This window comes from Methylopila henanensis, from assembly GCF_042681025.1.
GTDB lineage: Bacteria > Pseudomonadota > Alphaproteobacteria > Rhizobiales > Methylopilaceae > Methylopila > Methylopila henanensis.
The window spans coordinates 337,848-347,855 of record NZ_JBHUER010000003.1 but is presented as its reverse complement, the minus strand read 5'-3'; the positions used below and the strand labels follow the sequence as shown (position 1 = coordinate 347,855).

Below are 10,008 nucleotides of genomic sequence, written 5' to 3'. Positions count from 1 at the left end.
CGTCGCTTGAAGCGGACCGTGATGTCGGTTTTCGGCTCGGCAGGCGATGTCCGCTTCTGGCGCATCTCGTCATCGGCTGCGCGCGAGCGCGACGGTCGCGAGCAGGTTGGTCACAGCAAGCATGGCCAACACGCCGAGCGTCGTGTCGGTCCCGGCGGCTGAGAAAACAAAGCCGGCCGCGAACGGCGCGGCCGCCTGCACCACCAGGTTCGGCGCCGCAAGCCGGCCCATGACGACGGCGTAGCGTTCGGCGCCGAACAGTGCGAGGGGGACCGTGCCGCGGGCGATCGACCACACCCCGTTTCCGGCGGCGTAAAGCACAACGGCGACCGCGGCTGGCCCCGCGCCGAATGCAAGCAACACCACGCCCACCGCCACCAGCGCCCCGGCGCAGGCGAGCGTCGCTGTCGGGTGGAGGCGGTCGCCGACCAGCATCTCGACCAGGCGGGCGCCGACCTGCGACGGTCCGATCAGCGCGCCGATCGCGACCGCGGCCGCGAGCGCTATGCCCTGGGCCTGCAGGATCGTCAGCAGGTGCACCGACACCGTCGTCTGGACCGCGCCGTTCGCCATCAGGATCACGGCCAGCAGCCAAAAGGTCCCTCGCTCGCGGCAGGTCTTCGCGCCGGCGTCGGCGCGCTCGGGAGCGCGTGGCGCCTTGCGCGCCTCGCGCGGCAGCAGGAGGAACAGCGCCGGGGCCATCACGAGCACCTGGACGGCTGCGTAGGCGAAGCAGGCGCCGCGCCAGCCGACGTGCTCGACCGCGAGCGCCGACAGCGGCCAGCAGATCGTGCTGGCGAAACCGCCGAACAGGGTGAGATTGGTGATCGCTCGGCGCGCCGACGCCCCGAAGATCCGGCCGAGCGTCGAAAACGCGGCGTCGTAGAGCCCGGCGCCCATCCCGAGGCCGAGCACGGCCCAGCCGAGCAGGTAGGCACGAGCCCTGTCGCCGACCCGATCGCGGCGAGGCCTGCGCCCATGAGCAGGGAGCCGGCCGCCATGGTCTGCCGACCGCCGAAGCCCTCGATCATGCGGCCGACGAAGGGCGCGGCGACGCCTGAGCAGAGCAGCCCGACCGATCCGCCGCCGACCACCCAGGCGAGCGGCCATCCGGTGTCGGCCGAGATCGGCGTCGCCAGAACCGCGAGCAGGTAGAAGCTCGATCCCCACGAGACGATCTGGGCGAGTCCGAGCAACGGGACCGCGATCTTGCCGCCCGCAGGCGCCGACGCCGAGTCCACGCCTCAGACGACCTGCTTGAGGTTCACCCGCGCCTCGAGCGCCGCGGCGCTCTCCTTGCGCTCGCTGTAGCGGTCGGTCAGGTGATCGGACACGTCGCGGGTCAGAAGCGTGAACTTCACCAGCTCCTCCATCACGTCGACCACGCGGTCGTAATAGGCGGAAGGCTTCATCCGGCCGTCCTCGCCGAACTCCTGAAAAGCCTTGGCCACCGAGGACTGGTTCGGGATGGTCAGCATCCGCATCCAGCGGCCGAGCACGCGCATCTGGTTCACGGCGTTGAACGACTGCGAGCCGCCCGAGACCTGCATGACCGCAAGCGTGCGACCCTGCGTCGGGCGCACCGAGCCGACCGAGAGCGGGATCCAGTCGATCATGGACTTCATCACGCCCGTCATGGCGCCGTGTCGTTCGGGGCTGGTCCAGACCTGCGCCTCCGACCAGAGCGAGAGCTCGCGGAGCTCGGCGACCTTCGGGTGGCCGGCCGGGCCGTCGTCCGGCAGCGGCAGGCCCGCGGGGTCGTAGACGCGCGTTTCGCAGCCGAGCCGCTTCAACAGGCGCTCGGCCTCCAGCGTCAGCAGGCGGCTGTAGGAGATGGGCCGGAGCGACCCGTAGAGCAGCAGGACGCGCGGCGGGTGGCTCGAGCGCGGGCCGTGGAGCTTGGCGAGGTCCATCGGCCGAAAGCTGGCCTCGTCGAAATTCGGGAGATCGTTCACGAGTCGGCTCCGGCCTTCACGACCTCGCCGTCCTCCTTGGTGAAGTCGCCCGCGAGCGGCGCAGGCAGGATCTCCAGAACGACCTCGGAAGGTCGGCAGAGACGCACGCCGCGCGAGGTGAACACGAACGGGCGGTTGATCAGGATCGGGTGCGCCAGCATCGCGTCGAGGATCGCGCCGCCGGCGACTGACGGATCGCCGAGCCCCAGCTCATCGAATGGCGTTCCCTTCTCCCGCGCGGCTTGGCGCGGGCTAAGCCCGGCGTCGGCGATCGCCTTCGCCAACTCGTCGCGCGTCGGCGGCGCCTTCAGGTACTCGACGACGGTCGGCTCGATCCCCGCAGCCCGGATCATCGCCAGCGTGTTGCGGGACGTGCCGCAGTCCGGGTTGTGCCAGATGGTGACGGCCTCGGTCATCACGGCCTCCTCAGGATCGGGGTTCGGGGGCGGCCGCGCGAACGCCGCGGGCCGCATACCAGGGCTTCGAGCGGTTCACGATCCAGACCACCGACAGCATCACGGGGACCTCGATCAGAACGCCGACGACGGTGGCGAGCGCCGCCCCGGACTTGAAGCCGAACAGGCTGATCGCTGCGGCGACCGCGAGCTCGAAGAAGTTCGACGCCCCGATCAACGCGGATGGGCCGGCCACGCAATGGGCCTCCCCCATCGCGCGGTTCAGCAGGTAAGCGAGCCCGGAGTTGAAGTAGACCTGGATCAGGATCGGGACCGCGAGCAGCGCGATGACCGTCGGCTGGGCGATGATCTGCTCCCCTTGGAAGGCGAACAGCAGGACCAGCGTCGCGAGCAACGCGGCGAGCGAGAGCGGCTGGATCCTGGCCAGCAGGCGGTCGAGCGCCGCCTGCCCGCCGGAGGCCAGAACCTGTCGCCGCAGAATCTGCGCCGCGATAACGGGCGCGACGATGTAGAGGGCGACAGAGAGGATCAGCGTCTCCCAAGGCACGCTGATCGACGACAGACCGAGCAGGAGCGCGACGATCGGCGCGAAGGCGACGATCATGATCGCGTCGTTGACGGCGACCTGGCTCAGCGTGAACAGCGGGTCGCCCTCGGTGAGGTTCGACCAGACGAAGACCATCGCGGTGCATGGCACCGCGGCGAGCAGGATCAGCCCGGCGATGTAGCTGTCGATCTGGTCGGCTGGCAGGTACGGCCGGAACAGCCAGCCGATGAAAAGCCAGCCGAGCAGCGCCATCGAGAACGGCTTCACAGCCCAATTGACGAACAGCGTCACCGAGATGCCCCGCCAGTGCGAGCCGACCTCGCGGAGCGCCGCGAAGTCGACCTTGACCAGCATGGGGATGATCATCAGCCAGATGAGCACGGCGACGGGCAGGTTCACGCTCGCGACCTCGAGCGCGCCGATCGCCTGAAACAGGCCAGGCGCGACGTAGCCGAGCGCGACGCCGACGACGATGCAGAGGAAGACCCAGACGGTCAGGTGGCGTTCGAATAGGGACATGGTCAGGCAATCGCGGCCGGGCCGCAGCAGCCCTTCTCGAGCTGCTCGAACACGGGCGCGCAGACCTCCGGATGACCCTTGCAGCAGTCCTCGAGCAGGTAGTTCACGAGGCCGCGCATGCCGTCGAAGTTCGCGGCGTAGAGGATCGAGCGCCCGTCGCGAACGCCCGTGATCAGTCCGGCCCGCACGAGGATCGCGAGGTGGGTCGACAGCGTGTTCTGGAGGCAGCCAAGCGCGTCGGCGATGCCGCCCGCGGGCTGGGGCTCCGGCGCCGTCGTGACGAGGTGCCGGAAAATGCGCAGCCGCGTCTGCTGGCCGAGGGCGGACAGGGCGTCGAGAGCCGAAGCCTCGCGGCCGGTGATGGCGTCGGGCATGGAGCCTCCATGAGTCGCGGAGGTTTATATATCGATCCATCGACTAGTGTCGATATATGAGGCGGTCATTGTCTCGACGGTCGGTGTCGGCGAAGAGAGCCGCGGTGTTTCCGTGTAGACCGTCGCAGGAGCTTAAGCGATGACATCCTCGACGTCCGATCGTGACGAAGCAGACTCCGCTCGTCGCCCGGCTTTCGCCTTCACGGGCGGCGCCGTCATCGGCACGCTTGGCGGGCTGATCGGCCTCGGCGGCGCGGAGTTCCGGCTGCCGCTGCTCATCTCGGTGTTCCGCTTCGCCGCCCTTGAAGCCCTCATCCTCAACAAAGCCATGAGCCTCGTCGTGGTCGCGACCGCGCTGCCGTTCCGCGCGATGAGCGTGCCGCTCGACGACGTGATGGCGAACTGGCCGATCATTCTGAACCTGCTGGCGGGGAGCCTGCTTGGCGCGTGGCTCGGCGCAGGTTGGGCGACCCGGCTCCGCTTGGAGACCCTCTACAAGGTCATCGCGGTCCTGCTGGTCCTGATCGCCGTCGTGCTGCTGTTCGGACACGACGCGACTGCGGGCTCGCCGCCGTTCTCCGGCACCGCGCTGATCGTCGTCGGAATCGCCGCGGGATTCGTCATCGGGGTGGTGGCCTCGCTGCTCGGCGTCGCCGGCGGCAAGCTGCTGATTCCGACGCTAATCCTGCTGTTCGGTGCCGACATCAAGCTCGCCGGGAGCCTGTCGCTCGCGGTCAGCCTGCCGACCATGATCGTCGGTTTCACGCGCTACAGCCGCGACCAGTCCTTCTCAGTGCTCGGCCGCAACAAGCCGTTCCTGCTCGTCATGGCAGCCGGTTCGATCATTGGCACGTTCATCGGCGGTTTGCTGCTCGGGGTGATGCCCTCGGGACTGCTGCTGCCGCTACTTGCTGTCATCCTGTTGGTGTCGGCGGTGAAGGTTTGGAGGCACTGAGGCAAGCGCACGCTGATTAGATGACCGCTTTCTAGATGACTGCTGAGTTCCGCTTCTGGCGCGAGGCGGCCAAGCTCGTTTACGATCGCGAAGGGTTCGTTCGGGCAAATCCGTTCTCGGTCCGACCCTGAAGAACGAAGCCAGATCGTCTCGCTCTGTTCTCGCTCGCGCGCCTTGAAGCTAGCGGGGAAGCAGCCCGGCGGTGCGATAGCCGTCTATCAGGGCATCGTAGATCGAGATGTCCGAACGACTGCGCGCGACGAGTTGAGCGCCGGCGATGGCTGCATAGATCGAACGAGCCCTCGCTTCGCTATCCCCGGCAGTGGTCAGCCCCGCAGCGGACACGTGCCGAGTCAACCACGCCACGTTGACGTCGGCGAATGCGAGCACCTCCGTTTTCATGATGTCGGGCAGGTCGTCAAACTCGGCCGCCATGAAGCTGCACAAGCAGATCCGGTTGCCGTTCGTGAGCGCCAGGCGGAACGTCGCGGGGTAGCGGCGCAATGCCTCGACCGGGCTGAGCGCCTCATCCGAAATCGCCTCGAGGACGGTTGCGGCGTCCTCCCAATAACGCCGGGCCACAGCCGCACCGAGCTCCGCCTTGCTTGGAAAGTGGTGATAGATGCTCGCAGCCTTGATCCCGACCTCAGCCGCAAGGTCGCGAAAGTTCATGCCGAGATAGCCGTGCGCCTGCGCGCTCAGCGTCGCCGCCGCGAGGATCGCTTCCCGAGAATTCGTGTTCACCGCTGCCTGCCCCACTAAACCGAACGATCGTTAGATAGGGCTTGACGGAGCCAAAATCATCACTCAATTGATGCCTAACGAACGTTAGGTAGAGGCTTGGCCATGGCTGATGACATCCTGTTCTCCGACGCGACACGGCTCGCCGAACTCATCCGCACCCGCGAGGTCTCGCCTGTCGAGGTCGTCCGCGCGCATCTCGACCGCATCGACGCGGTGGACGGACAGGTCAACGCGATCGTCACGGTCGCGGACGGGGCGCTCGAGGCCGCGAAGGTCGCCGAGGCCGCGGTGCTTGCCGGAGAAGCGCTCGGCTCGCTCCACGGCGTGCCCTTCACCGCGAAGGACTCCATCGACACAGCCGGCGTTCCGACCCAGCGGGGCTCGCCGATCTTCAAAGGCCGCACGCCGGATACGGACGCGACGAGCGTTGCGCGCCTAAAGAACGCCGGCGGCATCCTGCTCGCCAAGACCAACCTTCCTGAATTCTCCTACTGGATCGAAAGCGACAACCTGCTCTCCGGCCGCACCAACAACCCGTGGGATCTCGAACGCACGCCGGGCGGTTCGAGCGGCGGTGAGTCCGCGGCGATTGCGGCTGGCATGTCACCGCTCGGGCTCGGCACGGACCTCGCGATTTCGGTGCGTGGTCCGGCCGCCCAGACCGGCATCGTCTCGTTCAAGGCGACGCATGGGCTCGTGCCAATGACGGGGATCTGGCCCCGCGCGCCGCGCCGCTTCTGGCATGTCGGCCCTATGGCCCGCAGCGTCCGCGATCTCGCGCTCGCGGTCTCGCAGTTGGCCGGACCCGACGGCCTCGACGCTTTCGCAAGCAGCGCGGCCTTCAGCGCTGGGCTTGGTCGCTCGCTCGATCGGCCCCTTCGAGTGGGTTGGATGGTCGGGCCCGGCCTCGGGCCGGTCGACCCGGAGGTAGCGGCGACCGTCGAGGCGGCGGCGGATGCGCTTAGAGGCCTTGGCGTCGCGGTCGAGCCTGTCGGCATCCCGGCTCTGGAGCGGGATTTTGCGCTCGACGTCTTCAACCGCCTCCACGTCATGGAGATGAAGCCAGCCTTCAGGGCGGCAACGGCCGGACGTCACGAGGATGAGCTCTACAAGATGGCAAAGACCATGCTTTCGCTGCCCGATACGTCGATGGACGACTACATTGACGCGGAGCAGGCGGCGGAGCGGCTGCGCGACGGCTACGCGGCCTATTTCAGGAACTACGACGCGCTGATCACGCAGGTGCTGCCCATCCCAGCGCACCGGCACGGCGTCGAGCAGTTCGTCATCGACGGCCGGACGGTCGACGCGACCTACCTGCAGGCCGCGACCGTGCCGCTCAACGTCACCGGCCTGCCGGGCCTGTCGATGCGGTTCGGCACGAGCACGGACGGAATGCCGATCAACGTTCAGATCATCGGCGCTTGGCAGGCGGAGCTCGCCATCCTTCATGTCGCGTCGCTGCTCGAAGAGGTCAGCCCCGTTCGAGGCCTGCGGCCCAGTCTCTTGGGGTGAACGCTGACCGTTCCGGCGCGGCGCCTTCGTGGAATTTCTCTCTACGAGGGCGCCGCGGCCAATGAGTGTTTAGATTCTGCTCCGTGCTCGGGGCCGTCCTCGAAAGCCTCTCGGCACAGATCGACGAAGCCTCGCACTTTCGGGTCCATGTATCGCGTCGAGGCGAAGACGGCGTGGACCGGCATCGGCGCGTTCGCCCATCCGGGCAGGACGTAAGCCAGGGTGCCATTGGCGACATGTGGCGCGGCCATGAAGCGAGGAAGCTGAGCCACCCCCAGTCCCGACACGGCGAGGTTTTTCAGCGCGATCATGTTGTCGAGCGCGCAACGCGGCGTCTGCGAAACCTTCTCCGTGACGTCGCCGTTGACCAGCGTCCAGACGGAGCGACCGCTCGCCGACTTCATGATCAGGTCATGGCGCTTCAGGTCGTCGACCGTGCGCAGAGCCGCAGCGTCCTTCAGATAGCCGGGCGAGGCATAGAGGCCGTAGGTGATGTCGCCGAGCTTGCGCGCCGACAGCTCGGAATCCGGAAGCGCTCCAATCCGGATGGCCACGTCGATCCCCTCGTGGATGATGTCGACGGCGCGGATCGAGTAGACCGTCTCGACCGAGACCTTCGGCCATGTGCGCAGATATGTGGCGATCCAGTCGTCGACCCGTGTCGTTCCGAACTCCGGCGTCGCGGTGATCTTCAGGCGCCCCCTCGGCTCCCGGGACTGCTGCGCGACGGCCGCCTCGGCGGCTTCCGCGGCGGCCAGGATCGAGGAGACGCGCTCAAAGTAGTCCCGGCCGACTTCGGTCACGCTGAGCCGCCGGGTCGACCTGTTCAGAAGCCTCGCGCCGAGCTTCTCCTCGATGCGCTGGACGATCCGGCTGACCCGCGCCTTGTCGGTCTCCAGACGTTCGGCGGCCGCGGTGAACGACTCCTCCGTCACCACCGCGACGAAAGCCTGCATTTCGGAAAAGCTGATTGTTGTCGTCATGGACAACATTTTTCATCTGCCACGCGATAGTGCAATCGCGCGCCGGACGCCGCGCACAGCGTCCGGCCCGAGCAGGTCACTGCCTAACGGTGTCGGGGCTCGCCTGCTCGAGGAACAGATCGATGTGAACCTGCGGCATGCCTTCGAGCGTCCCGCCGATCGGCGACGGGCGCACGGCCTCTCGGATCAGCGTCCGAGCCTGATCGTGGGACACGGGTTCGCCCCGCTGCTGATAGATCCGCTTGGCCTCGTCGCCCGTCACGCCTTCCGGGACCTTCGGAGCGTAGCGCCAAAAGTAGATCGCCGTGTTTGGCTCGATGCGCCAGCTTTCAGCGAGCGACCCGGCGTCGACGACGTCATAGCCGATGGCCTCGACGAACTCGGTCACGGCCTGCTTGGCGGCTGCGTCGTCGCCCGCGATCGGCAGGGTCGTCCGGTCGGCGTCGCCCTCGGGCCGGGCGTTGCTCTCCATGTGGATCCAGCTGAGGTTGTGCAGCCCCTTCACGAGCCGGGCGCCGCGAAGGTGCCGCTGCACAAGCTCGCTCGAGGTCAGTTCCCCGTGGTCGAGATCAGCGCGGCGGAACTCGCCCATGCCCGGATAGTAGTTCGTCTGGTCGAGCACGACCTTCCCGGCGAACCCGTCGGACGGCAGCGCCTCGAAGGCGGCGAGTGGAACCGAGACCGTGACGATGTCCGCGGCCGCGATCGCCTCTTCGACGGAGCCTGCGCGGGCAAGCGGGCCGAGCGCACCGACGAAGCTCGAAAGCGTTTCGGCGCCGCGTGAGTTGCTCACCACGACCTTGTATCCCGCCCTTACGGCGAGCCGCGCGACGGCTTTTCCTACGAGGCCGGAGCCGATGATTCCGATTGTGCCTGTCACCTGATGTCCCTTCCATAAGCTGGCCACGGCGCGCTGCCGACTTGTCTGGCGGGCGCGTCCGGACCCAGAGCTATGGACTGCCATCGGAGGATGACAGTGACGTAAGATGCAATAGACCGTTGTCCCAAGAAGCAACAGTCTCCGGCCTGCGTTCAGCCCAGTGCTGAAAGTGTCGATGTGAAGGTTTTCTTTGCATGGTCGACGAACGCCCGGACCTTCGGAGTCGGATAGCGGGTCGACGAGAACACGGCGTGGACTGGGGCCGGCGGCTTCGACCAGCCCGGAAGCACCTCGTGGAGGCGGCCTTCGGTCAGGAGCTGCGCGGCCTGGAAGCGAGGCAGCAGCCCGATGCCGATGCCGGCGGCGACCGCGTCGCGAGCGGCGAGGTTGTTGTTGATCAGGAGACGCGGAACGAGGCGAACGATCTCGCAGTCAGCGCCGCGTCTCAGTTCGAGCTCGGCGCTTCGCCCGGGAGCCGCGAACACGACGGTGTCGTGGGCGTCGAGGTCTTGCGGCGATTTCGGCGCGTCGCGCCCATTGAGATAGCCGGGGCTTGCGAACAGGGCGTAGTCGGCCTCCCCGAGCTTGGCTGCGGTGAGATCGCCGTCGCCCAGGGCGCCGACCCGGATCGCGAGATCGTAGCCCTCGCGGACGATATCGACCATGCGGTTGGTGTAGTCGGCCTCCACCCTTATCCGGGGATGATTGGCGAGGTAGCCGGCGATCCACCGGCTCACAACGCACAGCCCGAACTCCTCGCCGCAGGTCAGGCGCAGCACGCCTTGCGGCTCGCCCTTGGCGCTTTCGGCAAGCCGATCGGTATCTTCTAGGGCGTCAAGGATCGAGACCGCGCGCTCGTACACCTCCTGGCCGAGCTCGGTGACGGTGACCGATCGCGTGGTCCGATGCAGGAGGTGCGCGTCGAGTCGCGCTTCGAGCCGGATCACCAGGCGGCTGAGATGGGATTTGCGGGTGCTGAGCGCCTCGGCCGCTCGTGTGAAGGAGCCGGACCGGACGACGGCCACAAAAGCCCTGAGCTGAGCGGGATCGATTGTCGCTTCCATGGGCGACAAGGTGGTGCTGGTCAGCCGGTTTATCCACTGATCGCGACATCATAGCT

12 protein-coding genes are annotated in these 10,008 nt (G+C 67.3%); 3 read left to right on the top strand and 9 right to left on the bottom strand.

The features are described from left to right. Positions 1–69: 69 nt before the first annotated feature. Positions 70–915 (bottom strand): MFS transporter, encoded by an 846-nt coding sequence (locus tag ACFSCV_RS06300; protein WP_378798066.1) that lies wholly within the window; start codon positions 913–915, stop codon positions 70–72. Between the two features lie 63 nt (positions 916–978). Between ACFSCV_RS06300 and ACFSCV_RS06295 the strand changes: the two genes are divergently transcribed. Further along, positions 979–1,155 carry a hypothetical protein gene (locus tag ACFSCV_RS06295; protein WP_378798064.1) on the top strand — a complete coding sequence of 59 codons (177 nt, stop codon included), beginning with the start codon at positions 979–981 and terminating at the stop codon, positions 1,153–1,155. A gap of 89 nt (positions 1,156–1,244) precedes the next feature. On the opposite strand, the gene arsH is transcribed toward ACFSCV_RS06295, so the two are convergent. Genes arsH through ACFSCV_RS06275 form a run of 4 tightly spaced genes read right to left on the bottom strand, consistent with a single transcriptional unit; the run spans position 1,245 to position 3,811 of the window. Beyond that, a complete protein-coding gene (arsH, locus tag ACFSCV_RS06290; RefSeq protein ID WP_378798063.1) occupies positions 1,245–1,955 on the bottom strand; it encodes an arsenical resistance protein ArsH in 711 nt (236 codons plus the stop codon). Beyond that, on the bottom strand, positions 1,952–2,371 hold the full coding sequence (gene arsC / locus ACFSCV_RS06285) for an arsenate reductase (glutaredoxin) (protein ID WP_378798061.1): 420 nt from the start codon (positions 2,369–2,371) through the stop codon (positions 1,952–1,954). The genes arsH and arsC overlap by 4 nt, the downstream gene beginning before the upstream one ends. A gap of 10 nt (positions 2,372–2,381) precedes the next feature. Then, a complete protein-coding gene (gene arsB / locus ACFSCV_RS06280) occupies positions 2,382–3,437 on the bottom strand; it encodes an ACR3 family arsenite efflux transporter (protein WP_378798059.1) in 1,056 nt (351 codons plus the stop codon). Positions 3,438–3,439: 2 nt separating this feature from the next. After that, positions 3,440–3,811, bottom strand: a complete 372-nt coding sequence (locus ACFSCV_RS06275; protein ID WP_378798057.1) for an ArsR/SmtB family transcription factor — start codon at positions 3,809–3,811, stop codon at positions 3,440–3,442. A 139-nt stretch (positions 3,812–3,950) separates the two neighbouring features. On the opposite strand from ACFSCV_RS06275, the gene ACFSCV_RS06270 reads away from it, so the two are divergent. Further along, entirely contained in the window at positions 3,951–4,766 is an 816-nt protein-coding gene (locus ACFSCV_RS06270; protein WP_378798055.1) for a sulfite exporter TauE/SafE family protein, read from the top strand. A gap of 180 nt (positions 4,767–4,946) precedes the next feature. Here ACFSCV_RS06270 and ACFSCV_RS06265 read toward each other — a convergent pair whose 3' ends face one another. After that, positions 4,947–5,510 (bottom strand): TetR/AcrR family transcriptional regulator, encoded by a 564-nt coding sequence (locus tag ACFSCV_RS06265; protein WP_378798076.1) that lies wholly within the window; start codon positions 5,508–5,510, stop codon positions 4,947–4,949. A 102-nt stretch (positions 5,511–5,612) separates the two neighbouring features. Between ACFSCV_RS06265 and ACFSCV_RS06260 the strand changes: the two genes are divergently transcribed. Next, positions 5,613–7,025, top strand: a complete 1,413-nt coding sequence (locus ACFSCV_RS06260; RefSeq protein ID WP_378798053.1) for an amidase — start codon at positions 5,613–5,615, stop codon at positions 7,023–7,025. 41 nt (positions 7,026–7,066) lie between these two features. Here the strand turns inward: ACFSCV_RS06260 and ACFSCV_RS06255 are convergent, their stop codons facing one another. From ACFSCV_RS06255 to ACFSCV_RS06245, 3 genes are all read right to left on the bottom strand, one after another. Continuing rightward, positions 7,067–8,008, bottom strand: a complete 942-nt coding sequence (locus ACFSCV_RS06255) for a LysR family transcriptional regulator (protein ID WP_378798051.1) — start codon at positions 8,006–8,008, stop codon at positions 7,067–7,069. A gap of 76 nt (positions 8,009–8,084) precedes the next feature. Further along, the gene (locus ACFSCV_RS06250; RefSeq protein ID WP_378798049.1) at positions 8,085–8,972 is read right to left on the bottom strand and encodes an NADPH-dependent F420 reductase; all 888 of its coding nucleotides are present in this window, start codon (positions 8,970–8,972) and stop codon (positions 8,085–8,087) included. A 68-nt stretch (positions 8,973–9,040) separates the two neighbouring features. Beyond that, positions 9,041–9,952, bottom strand: coding sequence for a LysR family transcriptional regulator (locus ACFSCV_RS06245; RefSeq protein WP_378798047.1), 912 nt, complete (start codon positions 9,950–9,952; stop codon positions 9,041–9,043). Positions 9,953–10,008: the final 56 nt, after the last annotated feature.

Bases quoted from the DNA above. Each gene is read 5' to 3' on its own strand.
- ACFSCV_RS06295 (WP_378798064.1), top strand. From the start codon at position 979: ATGAGCAGGGAGCCGGCCGCCATGGTCTGCCGACCGCCGAAGCCCTCG.
- arsC (WP_378798061.1), bottom strand. From the start codon at position 2,371: ATGACCGAGGCCGTCACCATCTGGCACAACCCGGACTGCGGCACGTCC.
- arsB (WP_378798059.1), bottom strand. From the start codon at position 3,437: ATGTCCCTATTCGAACGCCACCTGACCGTCTGGGTCTTCCTCTGCATC.
- ACFSCV_RS06275 (WP_378798057.1), bottom strand. From the start codon at position 3,811: ATGCCCGACGCCATCACCGGCCGCGAGGCTTCGGCTCTCGACGCCCTG.
- ACFSCV_RS06270 (WP_378798055.1), top strand. From the start codon at position 3,951: ATGACATCCTCGACGTCCGATCGTGACGAAGCAGACTCCGCTCGTCGC.
- ACFSCV_RS06260 (WP_378798053.1), top strand. From the start codon at position 5,613: ATGGCTGATGACATCCTGTTCTCCGACGCGACACGGCTCGCCGAACTC.
- ACFSCV_RS06255 (WP_378798051.1), bottom strand. From the start codon at position 8,008: ATGACGACAACAATCAGCTTTTCCGAAATGCAGGCTTTCGTCGCGGTG.
- ACFSCV_RS06250 (WP_378798049.1), bottom strand. From the start codon at position 8,972: ATGGCAGTCCATAGCTCTGGGTCCGGACGCGCCCGCCAGACAAGTCGG.
- ACFSCV_RS06245 (WP_378798047.1), bottom strand. From the start codon at position 9,952: ATGGAAGCGACAATCGATCCCGCTCAGCTCAGGGCTTTTGTGGCCGTC.